The sequence below is a fragment of the Streptomyces drozdowiczii genome, from assembly GCF_026167665.1.
In the GTDB taxonomy this organism is placed as follows: Bacteria; Actinomycetota; Actinomycetes; order Streptomycetales; family Streptomycetaceae; genus Streptomyces; species Streptomyces drozdowiczii_A.
On sequence record NZ_CP098740.1, the window covers coordinates 4,856,674 to 4,878,105 of the forward strand.

The following is a 21,432-nucleotide window of genomic DNA, read 5'->3' on the forward strand; positions in this document are numbered from 1 at the left end:
GCTCCCTCCGCCCGGTTCAGCTCGCCAGCGGGTCGAGCACCAGGGGGCTGATCTCGCCCTCCATCATGGCGCCCAGGCCGAGGATCGAGCAGGTGTCGGGCCGCTCCGCGATGTGCACCGGCACGCCGGTCGCCTCGCGCAGCATCTGGTCGAGGCCGGGCAGCAGGGCGCTTCCGCCGACCATCATGATCCCGCAGTCGGCGAGGTCGGCGACCAGGTCGGGCGGGCAGTCCCGCAGCACCTTGCCGACGCCGTCGAGGACGGCGGTGAGCGGGCGGTGGATCGCCTGCCGGATCGCGGCGGTGTCGACCTGGACGGACCGGGCGAGGCCGGTGGCGACGTCGCGGCCGTGGATCTCGGTGACCGAGGGGCCCTGCGTGGTCAGCCCGTTGCCGTGCAGGGCGAGCTGGAGGGGGCGCACGGACTGGCTCGGCAGCATCAGTTCGTGGTGCTGGCGCAGGTGCTGGATGACCGCGTGGTCGATGGCGTCGCCGCCGACCGGGAGGCGGACCGCCGTCACGATCGAGCCGAGCGAGAGCACCGCGATCTGCGTCGTCGCCGCCCCGCACACCATGATCATGGTCGCGGTCGGCTGCTCGACGGGCAGCCCGCAGCCGACGGCCGCCGCGATCAGGGTGTCGACCAGCTCCACCCGCCGGGCGCCGAGGCCGACCAGGGTCTCCACGGAGGCCCGCCGCGCGAGCGGGTCGCTGTCGTGCGGGGTGCAGGCTGCGGCGCGCAGCCAGGGCTTGCGGCGCAGCTGGCGCCGGAGCTTCTCGCCGAGCAGGTGGCGCAGCATGCGCTGGGCCATCTCGATGTCCACGACGGTCCCGCCGGACACGGGCCGGGCCACCCGGATGTAGTCCGGGGTGCGGCCCGTCATCTGCTCGGCGAGCGCGCCCACGGCGATCAGTGAGCCGGTACGGGTGTTGACGGCGGCGACACTCGGCTCGTCCACGACGAGGCCGGGCCCCTTGACGTACACCCGGGTGCGGGCGGCCCCCAGGTCGACGGCGACATGGCAACGGCGCAACTGCTCAAGGCTGACGGTCACGGCGGATTCCTCCCGAGAGCGTTGAGGACGACCGACGAACAGCCGGCTCACCTGAAAGCCTGCGCCGTTCGAGGCCACGCCGCCCGCTGGACTGGTCCGGAGGAGGGACCACCTGACGGCGTGTCGAGCGCGCCACGCGCGCGAAGCACGCGGAGTCGTACGACCCGGCCGAGCGCCCGGGCCGCGGGGAGCCGCACGGACCCGCCGTTGCTGATCCCCGCGCGCCCAATCCCAGCCCGCCCGCAAAACCAGCCCGTCCGGCGCTTGAGGACATCTGGAACCGCAGGATCCGGCACCCGCGCGGCAAATCCCAGCCCGGCGAAACCCAGCCCGTCCGGCGCTTGAGGACGCCCGGACGGCAAGGCCAACAAGCCCGCCGGCGATTGAGGCCCCCTCAGCCCCCCGGAACCACCCGCTGCAACAACCCCCAAGTGAACTCCGCGACAAACGCATCCGCCCCGACCCCCACCCCCAGCGCGAACCGCGTAGGCGCGCTCCCCTCCATCGGCCGGGCCGGGGCGAAGGCCCGGGCGACCTCGTCCACCGTGCACGACCACGGCACCAGGTCGTCCACGGTGAGGAGCACCGGCGCGGCAGCGCCCCGCGCCCGTACCAGCCACTCGTTCCACACCGCCCCGCCCGGCGCCACCATCACCTCGAACCGCAGGTCCGGCCAGAGCGGCACCGGCCACAGCAGCACGTCGCACTCCAGGTCACCGATGGCCCGCCGCCCCGTCGACTCCGGCTCACCGAGCACCGACCGGTAGCGCCGCAGCGCACCCCGCCCGCGCGGCGCCCGGACCATGGCCTGCCACCGCCGGTTCGCCTCCCGCATCTCCGCGAGCGTCGCGCCCAACTCGTGCCGGGCGTCCTCCACCAGCCCCGGCTGGTGATCCGCCATCCGGCGCAGCAGGACGAGCTGGAACTCCCGGGGACCGAAGGGCCCGGAAGGCGCGGCCCCGCTCACGCCGAGCCCAGCATCCGTCGCAGCAGATCCCGCAGCACCGTCCGGTCCGCCGCGGACAGCCCCGCCAGCGGCTCCCGCGCGAAGTCCAGCGCGTCCCGCAGCTGCGCGGCCGTCGCCGCGCCCCGCTCCGTCGGCGCGGCCAGCTTCACCCGGCGGTCGGCCGGGTCCGGGCGCCGCTCCACCAGGCCGCGCGCCTCCAGCCGGTCCACGATCCCGGTCACATTGGACGGCTCGCACTTCAGCTTCTGGGCGATCCGGCGCATGGGAAGCGGCTCGACGGACAGCAGTCCCAGCACCCGGGCCTGCGCGCCCGTGAGGCTGTGCGCGGCGGCGGCCTGCTCGTACTCCTCGTAATAACGCGCGACGACGCTGCCGATGAGCTCGATGACTTCGAGAGTCAGGGGATCTGTGCGCGAGGTGGCCATGACACCCAGGATACCCAGTTGCTTGACAACATGAAATATCCAGGAGCATGGTTGTTTCAGGTAGTGAAGCTTTTCGCCGCCGAAACACCGCAACACCGAGAAACCCGCACCCCCACACCGAGGAGACCCCGAGCCCATGTCTGCAGCTCTTCCCGCGTCCGGCCGCGAATGGCACCTCACGGCCCGCCCGCACGGCTGGCCGAAGGCCGAGGACTTCGCGCTGCGTGAGGCCCCGGTCGCCGCCCCCGCCGAGGGCCGGGTCCTCGTGCGCAACCTGCACTTCTCCGTGGACCCGTACATGCGCGGCCGGATGAACGACGTGAAGTCGTACACCCCGCCCTTCAAGCTCGACCACCCCATGGACGGCGGCGCCGTCGGCGAGGTCGTCGCGTCGAACGCCGAGGGCTTCCAGGTCGGCGACCACGTCCTGCACGGCCTCGGCTGGCGCGAGTACGCGAGCGTCCCCGCCCAGCACGCGGTGAAGGTCGACGGCTCCATCGCCCCGCTCTCCGCCTACCTCGGCGTGCTCGGCATGCCCGGGCTCACCGCCTACGCCGGCCTGTTCGACGTGGCGTCCTTCAAGGAGGGCGACGCGGTCTTCGTCTCCGGCGCCGCCGGTGCGGTCGGCAGCCAGGTCGGCCAGATGGCGAAGATCAAGGGCGCGTCCCGGGTCATCGGCTCCGCCGGCTCGGACGAGAAGGTCAAGCTCCTCACCGAGGAGTACGGCTTCGACGCCGCGTTCAACTACAAGAACGGCCCCGTGGCCGAGCAGCTCCGCAAGGCCGCCCCTGACGGCATCGACGTCTACTTCGACAACGTCGGCGGCGAGCACCTGGAGGCCGCGATCTCCTCGTTCAACCTGCACGGCCGCGCCACCATCTGCGGCATGATCGCCCAGTACAACGCCACCGAGCCCACCCCCGCCCCGCGCAACCTCGCGCTCGTCATCGGCAAGCGGCTGCGCCTCCAGGGCATGCTCGTCGCCGACCACCAGGACCTCCAGCAGCAGTTCGTCCAGGACGTCGCCGGCTGGCTGAACTCCGGCGAGCTGAAGTACCGCGAGACCGTGGTCGAGGGCATCGAGAACGGCGTCGACGCCTTCCTCGGCCTGCTGCGCGGCGAGAACACCGGGAAGATGATCGTCTCCCTCGGCTGAACCGCCCTTCCCCGCACCCGTTAGGCTCAACCCCAGGCCGTCGCGATCGTGGGCGCGAGTCGCGGCGCATCAGCAGGAGGAATCCTCAGCATGACCATTCAGAACATCGCCGTCGCGTACACCGCCGTCGCCACCGCGGAGAACGGCCGTGACGGCCGCGTCGCCTCGGACGACGGCAAGCTCGACGTCGTCGTCAACCCGCCGAAGGAGATGGGCGGCAGCGGCGCCGGCACCAACCCGGAGCAGCTCTTCGCCGCCGGCTACAGCGCCTGCTTCCAGGGCGCGCTGGGCGTCGTCGCCCGCCAGGAGAAGGCCGACATCTCCGGCTCCACGGTGACCGCCGCGGTCTCCATCGGCAAGACCGAGGCCGGCGGCTTCGGCCTGGAGGTTGCCATCACCGCGACCATCCCCAACGTCGACAAGGCGACCGCGCAGGCGCTCATCGAGAAGGCCCACCAGGTCTGCCCGTACTCGAACGCCACGCGCGGCAACATCAAGGTGGAGCTCGCGGTCGCCTGACCGCCCCCGCACCACTGAACCGAGCCCCGTCCCGGATCCCGTTAGGCTGACGCCATGCGTGATCTCGGGGCGGGGCTCGGTTTTCTGATCAGGGGCCAGCGCTGGGTGTTCGGCCACGGCAAGTGGTTCGGGATAGGGCTGCTGCCCGGTCTGATCACCCTCGTGCTGTACGCGGGCGCTCTCGTCGGCCTCGGCTATGGCGCCGACGACCTGGTGGAGTGGGCGACGCCGTTCGCCGACGACTGGTCCTCGCCCTGGCTCGGCCTGCTGCGCAACGCGCTGACCGCCCTGGTCTTCGTCCTCGGCCTCTTCCTGGCCGTCATCACCTTCACCGCGGTGACCCTGCTGGTCGGGCAGCCCTTCTACGAGTCGCTGTCCGAGGAGGTCGAGCGCACCGAGGGCGGCACGGTCCCCGAATCCGGACTGCCGCTCTGGCGGGAGCTGTGGATCTCCGCCCGCGACAGCGTGCGCATCCTGGTCCGGGTCGGGCTGTACGCGATCCTGCTCTTCGCCCTCGGATTCCTGCCCGTGGTCGGGCAGACCGTCGTCCCCGTCCTCGGCTTCTGCGTCACCGGGTACTTCCTCGCCGAGGAGCTGACCGCCGTCGCGCTCCAGCGCCGGGGCATGGTGCTGAAGGACCGCCTCGCCCTGCTGCGCGGCCACCGTATGCGCACCCTCGGCTTCGGCGTACCGCTGGGGCTGGCGTTCATGCTGCCGTTCGTCGCCGTGTTCCTCATGCCCGGCGCCGTCGCGGGGGCGACCCTGCTGGCGCGGGGCCTGGTGGGCGACGCGGACGCGGACGACACGAGCAAGGGCGAGACGGCCGCCGAGGGCTGATCAGCGCACCGAGAACCCGTACACCGTCGTGGACCTGAACTCCTCGCCCGGCCGCAGCACCGTGCTCGGGAACTCCGGACGGTTCGGCGAGTCCGGGAAGTGCTGGGTCTCCAGGGCGATCCCGGCGCACGGGCCGAACGGCCGCCCGTCGAAGTGGTCCGCCGTGTACAGCTGGAGCCCGGGCTCCGTCGTCGTCACCGTCAGCACGCGCCCGGACCCCTCGTCGTACAGCTCCGCCGCCGGGTCCGTGCCGTCGAGCACGAAGTTGTGGTCGTACTCCTTGGCCACCGGCCGGGGCTCGCGGAAGTCGAAGCGCGTGCCCTCCACCGGCAGGAACTCCCCGGTCGGCAGCGACTCCGCGTCCACCGGGGTGACCGCCCCCGCCGCGATCCGCAGCCGCTGACCGAGGGCGCTGCCGCTGTCGGCGCCCGCGAGGTTCCAGTAGGTGTGGTTCGTCAGGTTCAGCACGGTCGGCGCGTCCGTCACCGCCCGGTACGCGATGCGCAGCGCCCCGCCCTCGTCCAGCGTGTACGCCGCCGTCAGCTCGACGCGCCCCGGGAAACCCTCCTCGCCGTCCGCCGAGACGAGCGACAGCTCCACCCCGTCCGGGATCGCCCGCGCGTCCCACACCCGCTTGTCGAAGCCGCACGCCCCGCCGTGGATGTGGTTGCGGCCCTCGTTGCGCGTGAGGTGGTGCGTACGGCCGTCCAGCTCGAAGGACGCCCCGCCGATCCGGTTCGCGTACCGGCCGACGAGCGCGCCGAAGTACGGTCCGGTGTACTCCTGGTACGAGGCCAGGTCCGGCAGCCCGAGCGCGATCCCGGCCCGCACGCCGTCCCGGTCCGGCACCTCGGCCGACTGCACGATGCCGCCGTACGTCAGGACGCGCACCCGCGTGCCGCCCCGCTCCAGCGTCCAGCGGTGCACCGCGGTGCCGTCCGCGAGGGTGCCGAAGTGCTCCGTACCGATCACCGTGCCCGAACCCGTCTGCATGATCAGCGACTCTACGCGGGCGGCCGGACCGACGTGACGTTGCGGTAGGCGATCTCGGCGAGCCTCGCCTGCCCGTTGCGGCCGGGGTGGAACCAGTCCCACTGGCTGAGCTGCTTGCCGGTGAACCGGTAGTCGAACACCGCCCCGCCGTCGTACCGGCAGCGGCGGTCCTTCGCGCACACCTCGCGCAGCACCTCGTTGTACGCCACGACCCGTTCCTGCACCGCGGTGCGCCGGGCCACCGCCGCCGCGCCCATGTCGTCCGCGTCGGACAGCATCGACTTGCAGATGCCCAGCTTCCAGATCTGCTTGCCCAGCGGATTGGCGCGCCCCTGCGACCACAGCCGCTTCAGGTCCGGCACGCTCGACACGTACACCTGCGCCTTCGGCGCCCCGGCGCGCAGCTTCCGCAGCGACGTCTCGAACGACCTGCGGAAGTCCGCCACCGGGGTCATCGACCGCGCCGAGTCCCGGCAGGCGTCGTTGGCGCCGATCATCACGGTCACCAGATCCGGGTCCTCGTCGGCCGCCAGCGCCATCTGCTCCGGAAGTTGCGCCATCCGGGCGCCCGTCACCGCGTGGTTCCAGCTGTGGTCCACCGCGCCGGACGCGCCCAGGAGCCGTACCGCCAGGCTGCGGACCGAGCTGTCCGTGCCGGTCGACCAGGAGACCTCCGGGCAGTCGGCCAGCACCGAGCACGCGTCGAAACCGCGCGTGATCGAGTCCCCGACCGCCGCGATCGACTTCGGGCGCGGGTCCCAGACCGGGCCCGCCGCCGGGGACGGACGGCGCTCGGCCGCCGAGCCCTTCGTCGTCCCGTCCGCCCCCGAGCCGCAGCCGGCCAGCGCCGCCGAGCCGAGGCAGGCCAGAGCGGCCAGCCCCGCCAGTGCGGTGCGCGAGCGGTGCCGTACGGACCGATCCGGCATTGCCTGGTCTCCTCCTGTTCGTGCCCCGCCGCTCCGCCGGGTGAAGACTGAGCGAAGAAGGGCCCCGGGACCGACGGTACGTCACACCTCCGACACCGGGGCGCGGTAGCTTTTCCCCGTCGAACCGGTGGCTTTCGCGGCGCCCGGCTCCACTCGGGTGGCATCCGAACATCACACCGCGTCACATACTGTCGCTTTTCCGGAGAATAACTCCCGATGCTGTTTACTGATGACAGGCCGCTGGGGAAGGCGAACCTCGTCCCACACTGGAGGTCCCGGTGACGACCCGTGGAGTCCTGTACGTTCACTCCGCACCGCGCGCGCTCTGCCCACACGTCGAGTGGGCGGTGGCGGGAGTCCTCGGCGGGCGAGTGCAGCTCGACTGGATCAGACAGCCGGCCGCGCCGGGCACCTGGCGCTCCGAATTCTCCTGGCAGGCACGGCCCGGCACGGCGTCCAAGCTGGCGTCCGCGCTGCGCGGCTGGGACCTGCTGCGCTTCGAGGTGACGGCGGAGCCGTCGCCCACGGCGGAGGGCGAGCGCTACAGCTCGACGCCCGCGCTGGGCATCTTCCACGCCGTCACCGGCATGCACGGCGACATCCTGGTCCCCGAGGACCGCCTCCGCGCCGCCCTGGCCCGTTCCGCGGGCGGTGAGACCGACCTGGCGGCGGAGATCGCCAAGCTCCTGGGCAAGCCCTGGGACGACGAGCTGGAGTCCTTCCGCCACGCGGGCGAGGGCGCCCCGGTCCGCTGGCTCCACCAGGTCGTGTAACCGGGGGCAAATCAAGCCCCTCCGGCGATTGAGGAGCGGGGGCCCGGGGGCAGAGCCCCCGAACACCACGACGAAGCCCGCACCCCTACACGAGGGGCACGGGCTTCAAAGCTGCGCGGACGCGCAAGCGCGTCAGACGCTACGGAACGCCAGCACCACGTTGTGGCCGCCGAAGCCGAACGAGTTGTTGATCGCCGCGATCGGCCCCTCCGGCAGCGCCCGCGGCGCGTCCCGGACGATGTCCGCCTCGATCTCCTCGTCCAGGTGGTCCACGTTGATCGTCGGCGGAGCCATCCGGTGGTGCAGCGCCAGGACCGTCGCCACGGTCTCGATGCCGCCCGCGCCGCCGAGCAGATGACCCGTCATCGACTTCGTCGCGGAGATCGCGACGTGGTCCAGGTCGTCGCCCAGCACCGCGCGCAGCGCCTTGACCTCCGCGAGGTCGCCCTGCGGGGTGGACGTCGCGTGGGCGTTCAGGTGGGCGATCTCCGACGGCTTCAGGTCCGTCTGGTCCAGCAGGTTCTGCATCGCCGCGGCGATACCGCGACCCGTCGGCTCCGGCTGCGCGATGTGGTGGGCGTCGGCCGAGAGGCCCTGGCCCAGCACCTCGCAGTAGACCCGGGCGCCGCGCTTCGCCGCGTGCTCCGCGGACTCCAGGACGACGACACCGGCACCCTCGCCGAGGACGAAGCCGTCGCGGCCCACGTCGTACGGGCGGGAAGCCTTCTCCGGCTCGTCGTTGCTCTTGGACATCGCCATCATGTTGGCGAACGCGGCGATCGGCAGCGGGTGGATCGCCGCCTCGGTGCCGCCGGCGAGGACCACGTCGGCGCGGCCGGTGCGGATCATCTCGACGGCGTACCCGATGGCCTCGGCACCCGAGGCGCAGGCGGAGACCGGGGTGTGGACGCCCGCCTGGGCGTTCACCTCGATGCCCACGTTCGCGGCCGGACCGTTGGGCATGAGCATGGGCACGGTGTGCGGGGAGACGCGGCGTACGCCCTTCTCCTTCAGCACGTCGTACTGGTCGAGCAGGGTGATCACGCCGCCGATACCGGAGGCGATCACCGAACCCAGCCGCTCGGGCTGGATCGTTTCGTCCTCACCGGCCTTGCCGGTGAAACCCGCGTCCGCCCACGCCTCACGGGCCGCGATCAGCGCGAACTGCGCCGAGCGGTCCAGACGGCGGGCGAGCGGACGGGGCAGGACGTCAGCGGGATCGACGGCCGCCAGGGCCGCGATCCGGACAGGGAGTTCGGCGAAACGTTCGCCCTCGAGAGGCTTGACGCCGGAACGCCCGGCCATCAGACCTTCCCAGGTCGATGCGGAATCGCCACCCAGCGGAGTGGTTGCGCCGATACCGGTGACGACCACGGTGCGATTGGTCGAGTTCACTGGAAAATCTTCTCCACGTGTAGGGGGTCGTGAATCAGCGGCGCCACCGCCGGGTGGCGACACACGAACCGGCTGGATCAGTCCTGGTGCTTGAGGATGTAGTCCGCGGCGTCGCCGACGGTCTTGAGGTTCTTGACGTCCTCGTCGGGGATCTTCACGTCGAAGCGCTCCTCGGCGGCGACGACGACCTCGACCATGGACAGCGAGTCGACGTCCAGGTCGTCCGTGAAGGACTTGTCCAGCTGGACGTCCTCGACGGGGATACCGGCGATCTCGTTGACGATCTCGGCGAGACCTTCGACGATCTCTTCCTGCGTGGCGGCCATTTCGGCGCTCCTTCGATGTATTTCTGCTGGGTTCGGGCGTCCGGGCGAAAAGCCCGGTGTGCCTAGGGGAGAGTAACGACCGTCGCGGCGTAGACGAGACCCGCCCCGAAGCCGATGACGAGCGCGGTGTCGCCGCTCTTGGCCTGACCGGTCGCCAGGAGCCGCTCCATGGCGAGCGGGATCGAGGCGGCGGAGGTGTTGCCGGTGGTCTCCACGTCACGGGCGACCGTGACGCTCTCCGGCAGCTTCAGCGTCTTCACCATCGAGTCGATGATCCGCATGTTGGCCTGGTGCGGAATGAAGACGTCCAGGTCTTCCGCGGAGATCCCGGCCGCGTCCAGCGCCTGCTGGGCGACCTTCGCCATCTCGAAGACGGCCCAGCGGAAGACCGCCTGGCCCTCCTGCGTGATGGCGGGGAACTTGACCTCGCCGCGGTCGTTGAGGGGCAGCTTCGTGACATCGCCGAGCTGGAAGTCGTTCCACGCCACGGTCTGCTTGATCGTCTCGGACTTGTCGCCCTCGGAGCCCCAGACGGTCGGGCCTATGGCGGGCACCTTGGAGGGGCCGACGATGACCGCTCCGGCGCCGTCGCCGAACAGGAAGGCCGTGGCGCGGTCCGTCAGGTCGGTGAGGTCGCTCAGCCGCTCGACACCGATGACGAGCACGTACTCCGCCGAGCCCTCGACGATCATGCCCTTGGCCAGGGTCAGCCCGTAGCCGAAGCCCGCGCAGCCGGCCGAGATGTCGAAGGCGGCGGGCTTGCCGGCGCCGACCTTGTGGGCGATCTCGGTCGCGATGGCCGGGGTCTGCTTGAAGTGCGAGACGGTGGAGACGATGACCGCGCCGATCTGCTCCGGGGCGATCCCGGCGTCCGCGATGGCCTTGCCGGACGCCTCGACGGACATCGCGGCCACGGTCTCCTCCTCGGAGGCCCAGTGGCGGGTGGCGATGCCGGAGCGGGAGCGGATCCACTCGTCGGACGAGTCGATCGTCTCCAGGATGACCTCGTTGGGCACCACCCGGGTCGGGCGGTAGCCGCCGACCCCCATGATCCGCGCGTACGGAGCGCCCTGGCTGGGCTTGATCTTCGACATGCTCGGGCTCCTTAGGCGCCTGCGTGCTCAGCGATGAGCGCGCGGGCCGCGTCGAGGTCGTCGGGGGTCTTGAGCGCGAGGGTCGGGACCCCGGGCAGCGCCCGCTTGGCCAGCCCGGTGAGCGTGCCGCCGGGGCAGACCTCGATGAGGGCGGTGACGCCCATCGCCTTGAAGGTCTCCATGCACAGGTCCCAGCGGACCGGGTTGGCGACCTGGCCGACGAGCCGGGTGATGACCTCGTGGCCGGTGGCGACGGTCTTGCCGTCGGCGTTCGAGACGTACGTCACCGAGGGGTCGGAGACGTCCAGGTCCCCGGCCGCCGCGCGCAGCCGCTCGACGGCGGGCGCCATGTGGTGCGTGTGGAAGGCGCCGGCCACCTTCAGGGGCACCACGCGGCGCACACCCTCCGGCTTGTCCTCGGTCAGCGCGGCGATCTGCGCGGCGGTGCCCGCGGCGACGATCTGGCCGCCCCCGTTGACGTTCGCCGGGGTCAGCCCGAGCTTCTCCAGGTGGGGAACCGTGACCTCGGGGTCGCCGCCGAGCAGCGCCGCCATCCCGGTCTCGGTGACCGCCGCGGCGTCGGCCATGGCGAGCCCACGCGTACGGACGAAGCGGAGCGCGGCCTCCTCGCCGATGACACCGGCGAACGAGGCGGCGGTGATCTCACCGACGCTGTGGCCGGCGACGACGTCCGGCGACGCGTCGAGCGCGGCGGCCGACAGCAGGCCGGCGGCGACCAGCAGCGGCTGGGCAACCGCGGTGTCGCGGATCTCCTCCGCGTCCGCCTCGGTGCCGTAGCGCAGGAGGTCGAGCCCGATGGCGTCGGACCAGGCCGCGATGCGGTCGGTGGCACCGGGGAGGTCGAGCCAGGGAGTCAGGAAGCCGGGCGTCTGAGCGCCTTGGCCGGGAGCGACGAGTACGAGCACCCTCACACTCTCTCTTGTGAACGGTCCGGAACACCCGTGGGGACAGGGACGAAGAACCGTAGGGGGAATTGTTGATGTCCGACAAAAGTCTAGGACTGCGTATCCCGGTCGGCCAGACGCCCCAGGATCAGGGCGATTCGCAGAGTGAACGCCGAGCGCACATCGGAAGGTGACCAGCCGGTGACGTCTGTCACACGTCGAAGCCGGTAGCGCACGGTGTTGGGATGCACGAAGAGCATCCTGGCCGCGCCCTCCAGGCTGCTCGCCTGTTCCAGATACACACTCAGCGTCTCCAGGAGCGCGGAGCCCGCCTCTTCCAGCGGTCTGTAGATCTCCTCCACCAATTGCTCGCGCGCGGCAGGGTCACCCGCCATCGCGCGCTCCGGCAGCAGGTCGTCCGCGAGCACCGGCCTCGGCGCGTCCTGCCAGGCCCCGCACGCCTTCAGCCCGGCGGCCGCGGCCTGCGCGGACCGGGTCGCGGCCAGCAGGTCCGCCACCACCGGGCCGGCCACCACCGGGCCCGCCGCGTACGGCCCGATCAGGGCCTTCGCGACCTGGAGCGGGTTGTCGCTGCCGCCCGCGATGACGACCAGGCGGTTGCCGAGCACCCCCGTGAGGACCTGGAGCTTGGCGTGCCGGGCGGCGCGCCGGATCGCCTCCACGGTCAGCTCGCTGTCCCCGTCCGGGGCGGTGCCGAGCAGTACGCAGACGTGCTCGGGGGAGTTCCAGCCGAGGGCGGCCGCCCGGGAGACGGCGCCCTCGTCGGCCTCGCCGGACAGCACCGCGTTCACCACGAGCGATTCGAGGCGGGCGTCCCAGGCACCCCGGGCCTCGGCCGCCTGCGCGTACACCTGGGCGGTCGCGAACGCGATCTCGCGGGCGTAGACGAGCAGCGCCTCCCGGAGCACCGATTCGTCGCCGGGCGCGGCGACCTCGTCGATCGCGGCCTCCATGACCTCGATCGTGGTCCGCACCATCTCGACGGTCTGCCGCAGCGTGATCGCCCGGGTCAGCTCGCGCGGGGCGGTCCCGAAGACGTCGGTCGAGATCGCCTGCGGGGTCTCCGGATGCCGGAACCACTCGGTGAACGCGGCGATACCGGCCTGGGCGACCAGGCCGATCCAGGACCGGTTCTCCGGGGGCATCGCCCGGTACCACGGCAGCGACTCGTCCATGCGGGCGATCGCGTTCGCGGCCAGCCGGCCGGAGGACTGCTCGAGCCGCTTCAGGGTCGCGGCATGGAGATGGGCGTCGTTCGCAGCGGGCTGCTCAGGATCGGGTCGGGGCACGGAGACAAGACTGCCTTATCCGGACGCGCCCCCGGATGGCCGGGGCCGGTGGCGGCCGGGTCCGGGGGCCGGCGGGCTACCGTGGACGGGTGATTTCCGTACACCGCGCGGGCGACCGGTTCGAGGGCGGGGACGCGGCGGCCGGCATCGCGTCCCGGCACGCGTTCTCCTTCGGCGCCTTCTACGACCCCGACAACCTCCGGTTCGGCCCGATCCTGGCCTGCAACGAGGAGCGCCTCGCGCCCGGCGCGGGCTTCGAGGAGCACCCGCACAGCCATACGGAGATCGTCACCTGGGTCGTCGAGGGCGAGCTGACGCACCGCGACTCGGCCGGCCACGCCACGGTCGTCCGGGCCGGCGACGTCCAGCACCTCAGCGCCGCCTCCGGCGTCCGCCACATCGAACGCAACGACGGCGAAAGCCCGCTGACGTTCCTTCAGATGTGGCTCGCGCCCCTGGAACCCGGCGGCGAGCCCTCGTACACGACCGTCCCGGGCATCGCCGACTCCACCCCGTACGCCCTCCCCGAGGCGGGCGCCATGCTGCATGTGCGCCGCCTCGCGGAGGGCGAGCGCGCGGCGGTCCCCGACGCCCCCCGGGTGTACGTGCACGCGGTGCGCGGCACGATACGCATCGGCGCCGAGGAGCTGGGGGCGGGCGACGCGGCCCGCGTCACCGGGGAGACGGGGCTCGAACTGGTCGCGGCGGACGCGGCCGAGGCGCTGGTCTGGGAGCTGGGTCACTGACCGGGCGCCCCGGCCGACGGCCGGGCGTCAGCGGGCGTGGTGCCGGGGTACCTGCTGCCGCGGGATCTCGCTCAGCCGCGTGGGCGCCGGACGCCGACGGCTCCGGCCGGGGAACGCGTTGCGCCGCGCGGGTACCTTCGGGGCCAGGGCCACGAAGGCGAGCGGGGCGAGGACCGCGACGAGGATCAGCACGATGACGACGTTCATGTTCCTGCCTTTCGTCCGGTACTGATGGTCTGTCACTACTTGTCGTAACCGGAAATCGGGCCCGTAAACACGATGGGTGACGGAGATTCTTCTCTACGGGCGGTCTACCGCCGCCACATCGACCACATCGGCGGCCCCGACCGGAACGTCATCTCCTCGCGGACCTCGAAGCCGTGGCGGCGGTAGAACGTGAGGTTGCGGCTGTTGCTCGACTCCAGGAAGACCGGGCGCCCGTCCGCGTCCGCCCGTTCCAGCAGGCCGCCGAGGACCACCGAACCGCGCCCGGTACCGCGTGCGTCGGCGCGGGTGCCGATGTACTCGACGTACCAGTGCGCGGGACGGGCCGGGTGCCGGTGCTCCAGGGCCAGCAACCGCCCGGCGGTGCGCGGGAGTTGCGTACGGCTCGCCCGTAGCAGCGTGCCCGCGTTGCGCAGCAGGTAGGCCACCGGGAGCTTCCACGCGCCGGGCTCCGCCCAGACCGCCGCCACCGTGCGGTCCCGGTCCGTCCACACCCGGCCCGCCGGGACCTGCTGCGCCAGGTGCGCGGTGAACAGCAGCCGCAGCCGCCGGTCCCGGTCCCGGGGCATCAGCCAGGACCAGACCGGGTCCTCGGCGTACGCGCTGGCCAGGACGCACGCGAGCGCGGGGACGTCGGACGCGGTGGCGCGGACTATGTCGTCGGTCATGGCCGGGGAGCGTAGCGGCGGTCCGGGACCGTCGGCCAGCGTTCCGGCAAGACCGGCCGACCGGCCAATGGGGCACGACTTTCGGCTATCGCCGTGCGGGATCTCGACTACCTGTCGGGGCCATGTAAATCTGCCGGTGCCTCAGGAATACGTCCACGGTTCGCCCGCCGTTCGCACCGGCGGCCTAGTTTTCGCAGGCGCGCAGCCGTCCCTTCCCCCTTGTGAACCACTCTCCCCCAGAGGTGCCCCGATGACCCTTCAGATCAGCGAGAACCCCTGCCCGGACACCGATGCCGACGACACCGGCGAGCTCACGAATGAGATGCGCATCAGCCGCCGCCGGATGCTTCAGACGGCCGCCGTGTCCCTCGGCGCACTCGCCGCGGGGCCGGTGGCCGAGGCGGTCGGCGGGGCCCGGGCCGAGGCGGCCGAATACCGCCTGCCCAAAGGCTTCAAGGGCGATATCTCCGACCTGAAGCATGTGGTGATCCTGATGCAGGAAAACCGTTCCTTCGACCACTACCTCGGCCAGCTGAAGGGGGTACGCGGCCACGGCGACAAGCAGATCCTGAGATTCCAGGACGGCACGAACGTCTTCCAGCAGCGCGACGCCACCGGCACCATCGTGACGCCCGCCGTCTCGACCGCCACCTGGAGCGACAAGCACAACTTCTACGGTGCCAACGGCGGGCGCTGGGACACCTGGGTGCGGGACAAGGGCGACCACTGCATGTGGTACTACACGCCCGACTACATGCCCTGGATGTACTCGCTCGCCTCGCAGTACACCGTCTGCGACATGAACTTCTGCTCGCTGCACGGGCCCACCATCCCCAACCGCTACTACCTGATGAGCGGCGCGGCGGGCGGCGAGACGACCAACGCGGGCCAGAACGACTACACCCGCCGCTGGACCACCGTCCCCGAACAGCTCCAGCAGGCGGGCATCGACTGGCGGGTCTACTCCGACAACAGCGGCAACGGCGTCGGCGGCAGCCTCCAGAGCGGATACGTCGGCGAGTACGGCTGCAACGTCACCAACAGCTTCGCCGCCTTCGACCCCCGCACCGCCGACCCGGCCGAACTCGAACCGGGCACCGGCCGGATCTGGAAGGCCAACTCCTTCGTCTACGCGGGCGCCACCACGCCCAACGACGACTCCGACGCCAATCTCGACGCCGTCCTGCGCGACCTGATCGCCGCCTGCGAGCCGGGCGCCGAGCACCCGCTGCCCGAGGTGTCCTGGGTCGTCATGCCCGCCGCCTGGAGCGAGCACCCGGGCTTCGACACGGTGCACGGCGAGCGGTACATGAACAAGGTACTGAAGACCCTCCAGAGCAACGAGGACATCTGGAACCACACCCTGGTGATCATCACGTACGACGAGAACGACGGGAAGTTCGACCACGTCCTGCCGCCCCGCCCGGAGGCCGGCACCCCCGGCGAGTTCTCCGGCACCACCCCGTACGGCTTCGGGCCCCGCGTCCCGATGCTGCTGGTCTCCCCGTGGACGCGCGGCGGCTACGTCGCCTCGGAGGTCTTCGACCACACCTCGACCGTGAAGTTCCTGGAGACCTGGGCCGCGCACCTGGGCAAGCCGTTCACCTGCCCGAACATCACCCCGTGGCGCCGCTCCATCGCCGGCGACCTGACCAGCGCGATCGACTTCGCGCACCCGCGCCCCGGCCCCGTCGTCATCGCGGACCCGGTCACCGGCACCCCGCCGAGGCCGCCCCGCGACCGGATGGAGCCGCGCGGCCTCTCCTTCCACACGCACGCCGTGCTCACCGAGGACCGGGCCGCCGGCACGGTCACCGCCGCCATGACGCTCACCGGCGGTCCGGAGGGCAAGGCGGTGAGCCTCCAGGTCTTCCCCGACCGGTACCTCCCGTTCGAGAACATCCCGCACACGGTGAGCGCGGCGGCCCCGCGCTCGTACACCTGGGACACCACCGCCACCGACGGCGGATACGCCTTCTCGGTGTACGGCCCCGACGGGTTCCTGCGCTCCTTCGCCGGGCAGCTGCTCCCCGAGGACGCGGACACCCGCCACATCGGCCTGCCCCGCGTCGAGCCGCGGCTGGTCCGGGGATGGCGCCCGGTGGTCCGCCTGGCACTGCACAACGACGGCCGCCACCCGGTCCGCTACACCCTGGAGGCCAACGACTACGCGGGCGGCACCCGCAAGGTCACCGTCCCCGGCGGCCACTCCGCGGTCGTGGACTGGCCCACCGAGCACGGCTACTACGACGTGGTTCTCACCGCGGACACCGGCACGGGCTGGACCCAGCGGTACGCGGGCCGGGTCGCGACGGTCTGAGTCACCCGGCCAGTTCCGCCAGCACCGCGTCGGTGAACGCCGGCCACACCTCGACCGCCCACGGGCCGAAGGCCCGGTCGGTGAGCGCGACGCAGGCCGCGCCCGCCGCCGGGTCGACCCAGAGGAAGGTGCCCGACTGCCCGAAGTGGCCGAAGGTCGCGGGGGAGGAGGCGGCGCCCGTCCAGTGCGGGGACTTGGAGTCGCGGATCTCGAAGCCGAGGCCCCAGTCGTTGGGGTTCTGGTGGCCGTAGCCGGGAAGGACGCCCTTCAGGCCCGGGTGGACCACGGTCTGCGCGGCGGCGACCGTGCGCGGGTCGAGGAGGCGGGGGGCCTGCACCTCGGCGGCGAAGCGCGCGAGGTCGTCCACCGTGGAGACGCCGTCCTTGGCGGGGGAGCCGTCCAGGGTGGTCGCGGTCATCCCGAGCGGTTCCAGGACCGCCTGTCGGACGTACTCCGCGAACGGGATCTCGGTGGCCTTCGCGATGTGGTCGCCCAGCACCTCGAAGCCCGCGTTGGAGTAGAGGCGCCGGTTGCCGGGCGGGGCCATCACCCGGTGCTCGTCGAACGCGAGGCCGCTGGTGTGGGCGAGGAGGTGGCGCACGGTCGAGCCCTCGGGGCCCGCCGGTTCGTCCAGCTCCACGGCGCCCTCCTCGTACGCCACCAGCGCCGCGTACGCCGCGAGCGGTTTGGTGACGGAGGCGAGCGGGAAGCGGTGCGCGGTCGGACCGTGCGTACCGGCGACCGTGCCGTCCGCTCGTACGACGGCCGCCGCGGCGGTGGGGACGGGCCAGTTCTCGATCATCGCCAGGCTCTGCATGCGTACGAGAGTAGATTCCAGGTCCCAGCTGTCGGAAACCGCACCCGGTCACGCTTGCTTCGAGTGCACTCCAAGGTCTTAGCGTGGAGGCATGACCGTGACGGAGACCACCACGAGCCGGACCGACCTCTGCGCCACCGCCCCGTCGCCGCACCCGCGCCCCGACGGGCAGGACCGCTACACGATCAGCGAGGTCGCCGCGTTCACCGGCCTGACCGCCCACACCCTGCGCTGGTACGAGCGGATCGGGCTCATGCCGCACGTCGACCGGTCGCACACCGGCCAGCGCCGCTTCAGCAACCGGGACCTCGACTGGCTCGCCTTCGTCACCAAGCTGCGGCTGACCGGGATGCCGGTCGCCCACATGGTCCGGTACGCCGAGCTCATACGCGAGGGCGACCACACCTTCGAGGAACGGCAGGAACTGCTGGAGGCGACCCGCCGCGACGTGAAGACGCGGATCGCGGAGCTCCAGGACACCCTGGCCGTACTGGACTACAAGATCGACTTCTACGCGGGCGCCCGCCGGGCGCCGGAAGGGCCCAGTGCCTCATGACCGACAACAAGATCGCCACCGTCGAACTCGGCCGGGGAGGCCCCCGCGTCGGGGTCCAGGGCCTCGGCTGCATGGGCATCAGCGAGTTCTACGGGGACACCGACGAGGCTTCGGCCCGCGAGACGCTGGAAACGGCGCTGGCGGCGGGCGTCACCCTCTTCGACACCGCCGACATCTACGGCAGCGGCGCCAACGAGACCTTCCTCGCGCCGTTCGTCGGGGCGCACCGCGACGAGATCACCCTCGCCACCAAGTTCGGCATCGAGCGGCGCGAGGACGACCCCGACTACCGGGGCGTCAACAACAGCCCCGCCTATATCCGCAAGGCCGTCGAGGCGAGCCTGCGCCGTCTGAACACCGACGTCATCGACCTGTACTACATGCACCGCCACGACACCGCCGTCCCGTTCGCGGAGTCCGTCGGCGCCATGGCCGAGCTGGTCCGGGAGGGCAAGGTCAAGCAGCTCGGGCTCAGCGAGGTCACCGGCGCCGAACTGCGCGAGGCCCACGCCGTGCACCCGATCGCCGCCCTCCAGTCCGAGTGGTCCCTCTTCAGCCGGGACGTGGAGCGCAGCGCGGTGGCCGCGGCAGCCGAGCTGGGCGTCACGGTCGTGCCGTACTCGCCGCTCGGCCGGGGCTTCCTCACCGGGTCCTTCGCGGACGCCGGCAAGGAGCTGGCCGCGGGCGACTTCCGCGCCTCGCAGCCCCGCATGACCGGCGAGAACGCCAAGGCCAACGCGGCGCTCCTGGAGCCCGTCCACAAGATCGCCGCCGCGCACGGGGCGACCGCCGGGCAGGTCGCGCTCGCCTGGGTCCAGCAGCGCGCCCGGGTCCACGGCATTACCGTCGTCCCGATCCCGGGCACCCGCAAGAGCCACCGCCTCCTGGAGAACGTCGGCGCGACCCGCCTCACGCTCACCGACGACGAACTGGCCCTCCTCGAACCGATCGCCGGGCAGGTCGCGGGCGACCGCTACCAGGACATGAGCCTGACCTCCCTCGCACGGGAGTAGCGCCCGGGTAGCGTCCGTACGAGGGAACCGAGCGAGGAGGAACCGGCATGGCGATCCAGCGGATGGACAACGTCGGCATCGTGGTCGAGGACCTGGACGCGGCCATCGCGTTCTTCCGGGAACTCGGCATGGAGCTGGAGGGCAAGGGCGAGGTCCAGGGCGGTTTCGCGGAACAGTGCACCGGCCTCGAAGGCACCCACTGCGAGATCGCCATGCTCCGGACCCCGGACGGGCACAGCCGCCTGGAGCTGGCGAAGTACCTCAGCCCCGCGCTGATCGATGCCCCGCGCGACCGGCCGCACAACGTGCTCGGCACGCACCGCGTCATGTTCGCCGTGGACGACGTCGAGGACACCGTCGCCCGGCTGCGCCCGCTCGGCGGCGAACTCGTCGGCTCCATCGCCCGCTTCGAGGACACCTACCTGCTCTGCTACCTGCGCGGCCCGGACGGCGTGATCGTCGGGCTGGCGGAGGAGCTGGGCGGGAAGAGCTAGCGGCGTTGCTCCGGATCAGCCCCGGGCGTACGCGCCTTCGGCGATCGCCGCGAAGGCGCTGAGCGACCGGGTCCCCGGCGCGAAGTAGCCGGTGTGCCCGTCCGCGTCGCCGGCGGGCACCCGGCGGGCGCCGAACCCCGGCGACGCGGGGTCCGCGCCGTGGCCGAGCCCGGCGAACTCGACGTGCGGGACCTTGCCGATCCAGTCGCCGGGGTCCTTCGCGGCCCACACCCGCGCCCCGGTGCGCAGCCCGGCCACGCTGTCCGCGCGCATCCCGGGCGAGCCCAGGACCACCAGGTCGGCGACGCGCAGCCGGTGCGCGGCCAGGCCGCAGACGACCGAGCCGTAGCTGTGGCAGAACACCGCGGTGACGGGCACCCCGGCCGCCTCCAGCCCCTCCGTGAACCGGGTCAGCCGCGCGGCACCGGCCTCCGCCAGCGTCCCCCGCGCCGCGTCGAGCCCGAGGCCCACCGGGGTGGTGTACCCGGCCCAGGCGATCACGGCGGTGCCCGGACCCGTACGGGCGTACAGCGACCGCGCCATGCCGGCCGGGGTGCCGTACACATCGGTCGTACGGTCGAAGGTGCCGGCGTCGATGTCGGACCCGGGCACCACCACGGCGACCCGGCGGGCCGCCGCCAGGTCGCCGAAGACCTCCGCGACCTGGCCCCGGCCGCGCGGGTCGAACGCCAGGAAGCGGCGGGCCGGGTCATCGGCGAGGTGGGCGTAGCGGGGGTCGTGCGAGGTCTTCAGGGCAAGGGCGTTGGCGCGGTAGCGCAGTTCGACCGGGGCGCCGTCGAGGTTGCCGACGACGAGCGGGTGCCGTGCTGCCAGGGCCTGTTGCTGTGCCCCGCTCAGCTCCGCGAAGAACCGGGCCGCCTCGGCGGGCGAATCCCGCTCCGGATCGGGCAGTTCGCGGCCCAGCGTGTGGTCGGCCCGCCAGGAGGCCGTGCCCGGCGGCGGGCCCGTGACCGCCTGCTGGGCGTTGCCCACCACCCAGCCCGCCGTCCCCGACACCACGGTGACCGCCAGCGCGGCCGCGACCAGGGTCCTCGCGTAACGCCGCATCCGCCCCGCCCTCCCTCTCGGCCGAACCGGCCGGTCCCCGCACGCCGTTCGGCGCGACGGGAGGAAGGTAGGAACGCGGTGGGCGCACGGGCGTCACACCGGGGAGCCAACTGCCCTGTGATACCCGGGTAGGGGGTGTGGCGGGTGCTGTGCCGGGTGTGTCAGGCGGAGCCGGGGACGACGAGCCCCGCCTCGTACGCGAAGATCACGGCCTGCGCCCGGTCGCGCAGGGACAGCTTGGCCAGGACGCGCCCGATGTGCGTCTTCACCGTCTGCTCGGCGAGCACCAGCTTCCCGGCGATCTCCTGGTTCGACAGGCCGCGCGCGATCAGCTCCAGGACCTCCGTCTCGCGCGGCGTCAGCCCGTTGAGCCGCAGCGCTGCGCCGCCCCGGGCCGTCGCCGAGGGCCCCTGCTTCGCGAAGTCGGCGATCAGCCGGCGCGTCACGGACGGCGCGAGCAGCGCGTCGCCCGCCGCCACCACCCGGACCGCCGCGATCAGATCGGCCGGCGGCGCGTCCTTCAGCAGGAAGCCGGACGCCCCGGCCCGCAGCGCCTCGTACACGTAGTCGTCCACGTCGAACGTGGTCAGCATCAGCACCCTGGGCACATGGACCACGCCCGGTGGCGGTTCCAGCAGCTCGCGCGCCGCCGCGAGGCCGTCCATCTCGGGCATCCGGACGTCCATCAGGACCACGTCCGGGTGGACCCGGCGGCTGACCTCGACGCCCTGGCGCCCGTCCGGCGCCTCACCGACCACGTCGATGTCCGCCTGCGCCGCCAGCAGGGCCGCGAAACCCGCCCGCACCATGGCCTGGTCGTCGACGATGATCACACGGATGGGCAC

General features: G+C 72.1%; 24 protein-coding genes. 9 read left to right on the forward strand and 15 right to left on the reverse strand.

Features of this window, described 5'->3' with window-relative positions; all coding sequences use genetic code 11:
* Positions 1-16: 16 nt before the first annotated feature.
* The 3 genes from NEH16_RS22040 to NEH16_RS22050 all read right to left on the reverse strand — a co-directional run bounded on the left by NEH16_RS22040 (position 17) and on the right by NEH16_RS22050 (position 2,446).
* Positions 17-1,054: a rod shape-determining protein gene (locus tag NEH16_RS22040; protein ID WP_265544500.1), complete on the reverse strand. Its 1,038-nt coding sequence runs from the start codon at positions 1,052-1,054 to the stop codon at positions 17-19.
* Positions 1,055-1,448: 394 nt separating this feature from the next.
* Entirely contained in the window at positions 1,449-1,955 is a 507-nt protein-coding gene (locus NEH16_RS22045; RefSeq protein ID WP_430523781.1) for a hypothetical protein, read from the reverse strand.
* Positions 1,956-2,017: 62 nt separating this feature from the next.
* Positions 2,018-2,446, reverse strand: coding sequence for a MarR family winged helix-turn-helix transcriptional regulator (locus NEH16_RS22050; RefSeq protein ID WP_073965307.1), 429 nt, complete (start codon positions 2,444-2,446; stop codon positions 2,018-2,020).
* 136 nt (positions 2,447-2,582) lie between these two features.
* On the opposite strand from NEH16_RS22050, the gene NEH16_RS22055 reads away from it, so the two are divergent.
* The 3 genes from NEH16_RS22055 to NEH16_RS22065 all read left to right on the forward strand — a co-directional run bounded on the left by NEH16_RS22055 (position 2,583) and on the right by NEH16_RS22065 (position 4,958).
* Positions 2,583-3,602 (forward strand): NADP-dependent oxidoreductase, encoded by a 1,020-nt coding sequence (locus NEH16_RS22055; protein ID WP_073965308.1) that lies wholly within the window; start codon positions 2,583-2,585, stop codon positions 3,600-3,602.
* Between the two features lie 90 nt (positions 3,603-3,692).
* Positions 3,693-4,121 carry an organic hydroperoxide resistance protein gene (locus NEH16_RS22060; protein ID WP_265544505.1) on the forward strand — a complete coding sequence of 143 codons (429 nt, stop codon included), beginning with the start codon at positions 3,693-3,695 and terminating at the stop codon, positions 4,119-4,121.
* 54 nt (positions 4,122-4,175) lie between these two features.
* Complete coding sequence (locus NEH16_RS22065) at positions 4,176-4,958, forward strand: EI24 domain-containing protein (protein ID WP_265544507.1); 783 nt, start codon at positions 4,176-4,178, stop codon at positions 4,956-4,958.
* On the opposite strand, the gene NEH16_RS22070 is transcribed toward NEH16_RS22065, so the two are convergent.
* Both NEH16_RS22070 and NEH16_RS22075 read right to left on the reverse strand, forming a co-directional pair.
* Positions 4,959-5,951, reverse strand: a complete 993-nt coding sequence (locus NEH16_RS22070) for an aldose epimerase family protein (protein WP_073965311.1) — start codon at positions 5,949-5,951, stop codon at positions 4,959-4,961.
* 11 nt (positions 5,952-5,962) lie between these two features.
* Positions 5,963-6,877: an SGNH/GDSL hydrolase family protein gene (locus NEH16_RS22075; protein WP_265544508.1), complete on the reverse strand. Its 915-nt coding sequence runs from the start codon at positions 6,875-6,877 to the stop codon at positions 5,963-5,965.
* A gap of 278 nt (positions 6,878-7,155) precedes the next feature.
* On the opposite strand from NEH16_RS22075, the gene NEH16_RS22080 reads away from it, so the two are divergent.
* Positions 7,156-7,650, forward strand: coding sequence for a DUF3145 domain-containing protein (locus NEH16_RS22080; RefSeq protein ID WP_073965313.1), 495 nt, complete (start codon positions 7,156-7,158; stop codon positions 7,648-7,650).
* 132 nt (positions 7,651-7,782) lie between these two features.
* On the opposite strand, the gene fabF is transcribed toward NEH16_RS22080, so the two are convergent.
* The 5 genes from fabF to NEH16_RS22105 all read right to left on the reverse strand — a co-directional run bounded on the left by fabF (position 7,783) and on the right by NEH16_RS22105 (position 12,680).
* A complete protein-coding gene (gene fabF / locus NEH16_RS22085) occupies positions 7,783-9,045 on the reverse strand; it encodes a beta-ketoacyl-ACP synthase II (protein ID WP_073965314.1) in 1,263 nt (420 codons plus the stop codon).
* 77 nt (positions 9,046-9,122) lie between these two features.
* Positions 9,123-9,371, reverse strand: coding sequence for an acyl carrier protein (locus NEH16_RS22090; protein WP_073965315.1), 249 nt, complete (start codon positions 9,369-9,371; stop codon positions 9,123-9,125).
* Positions 9,372-9,433: 62 nt separating this feature from the next.
* Positions 9,434-10,465, reverse strand: coding sequence for a ketoacyl-ACP synthase III (locus NEH16_RS22095; RefSeq protein WP_073965316.1), 1,032 nt, complete (start codon positions 10,463-10,465; stop codon positions 9,434-9,436).
* Between the two features lie 11 nt (positions 10,466-10,476).
* Positions 10,477-11,391, reverse strand: coding sequence for an ACP S-malonyltransferase (locus NEH16_RS22100; protein WP_073965317.1), 915 nt, complete (start codon positions 11,389-11,391; stop codon positions 10,477-10,479).
* Between the two features lie 89 nt (positions 11,392-11,480).
* A complete protein-coding gene (locus tag NEH16_RS22105) occupies positions 11,481-12,680 on the reverse strand; it encodes a PucR family transcriptional regulator (RefSeq protein WP_026171552.1) in 1,200 nt (399 codons plus the stop codon).
* Positions 12,681-12,769: 89 nt separating this feature from the next.
* On the opposite strand from NEH16_RS22105, the gene NEH16_RS22110 reads away from it, so the two are divergent.
* Positions 12,770-13,426 carry a pirin family protein gene (locus NEH16_RS22110; protein WP_265544510.1) on the forward strand — a complete coding sequence of 219 codons (657 nt, stop codon included), beginning with the start codon at positions 12,770-12,772 and terminating at the stop codon, positions 13,424-13,426.
* Positions 13,427-13,453: 27 nt separating this feature from the next.
* On the opposite strand, the gene NEH16_RS22115 is transcribed toward NEH16_RS22110, so the two are convergent.
* Positions 13,454-13,633: a hypothetical protein gene (locus NEH16_RS22115; RefSeq protein WP_073965318.1), complete on the reverse strand. Its 180-nt coding sequence runs from the start codon at positions 13,631-13,633 to the stop codon at positions 13,454-13,456.
* Between the two features lie 104 nt (positions 13,634-13,737).
* Positions 13,738-14,319: a GNAT family N-acetyltransferase gene (locus NEH16_RS22120; protein ID WP_265544512.1), complete on the reverse strand. Its 582-nt coding sequence runs from the start codon at positions 14,317-14,319 to the stop codon at positions 13,738-13,740.
* A gap of 250 nt (positions 14,320-14,569) precedes the next feature.
* On the opposite strand from NEH16_RS22120, the gene NEH16_RS22125 reads away from it, so the two are divergent.
* Entirely contained in the window at positions 14,570-16,639 is a 2,070-nt protein-coding gene (locus NEH16_RS22125; protein ID WP_265544514.1) for an alkaline phosphatase family protein, read from the forward strand.
* A 1-nt stretch (position 16,640) separates the two neighbouring features.
* Here the strand turns inward: NEH16_RS22125 and NEH16_RS22130 are convergent, their stop codons facing one another.
* Positions 16,641-17,456, reverse strand: coding sequence for a serine hydrolase domain-containing protein (locus tag NEH16_RS22130; RefSeq protein WP_265544516.1), 816 nt, complete (start codon positions 17,454-17,456; stop codon positions 16,641-16,643).
* Positions 17,457-17,547: 91 nt separating this feature from the next.
* On the opposite strand from NEH16_RS22130, the gene NEH16_RS22135 reads away from it, so the two are divergent.
* The 3 genes from NEH16_RS22135 to NEH16_RS22145 are packed head-to-tail and all read left to right on the forward strand — an operon-like array spanning position 17,548 to position 19,519.
* The gene (locus tag NEH16_RS22135; RefSeq protein WP_265544517.1) at positions 17,548-18,012 is read left to right on the forward strand and encodes a MerR family transcriptional regulator; all 465 of its coding nucleotides are present in this window, start codon (positions 17,548-17,550) and stop codon (positions 18,010-18,012) included.
* Positions 18,009-19,025, forward strand: a complete 1,017-nt coding sequence (locus NEH16_RS22140; protein WP_265544519.1) for an aldo/keto reductase — start codon at positions 18,009-18,011, stop codon at positions 19,023-19,025. Before NEH16_RS22135 ends, NEH16_RS22140 begins: the two co-directional genes overlap by 4 nt.
* 47 nt (positions 19,026-19,072) lie before the next feature.
* The gene (locus NEH16_RS22145; protein WP_073965324.1) at positions 19,073-19,519 is read left to right on the forward strand and encodes a VOC family protein; all 447 of its coding nucleotides are present in this window, start codon (positions 19,073-19,075) and stop codon (positions 19,517-19,519) included.
* A 15-nt stretch (positions 19,520-19,534) separates the two neighbouring features.
* Here NEH16_RS22145 and NEH16_RS22150 read toward each other — a convergent pair whose 3' ends face one another.
* Positions 19,535-20,587 carry an alpha/beta hydrolase gene (locus NEH16_RS22150; RefSeq protein WP_265544520.1) on the reverse strand — a complete coding sequence of 351 codons (1,053 nt, stop codon included), beginning with the start codon at positions 20,585-20,587 and terminating at the stop codon, positions 19,535-19,537.
* Between the two features lie 161 nt (positions 20,588-20,748).
* Entirely contained in the window at positions 20,749-21,432 is a 684-nt protein-coding gene (locus NEH16_RS22155) for a response regulator (protein ID WP_265544521.1), read from the reverse strand.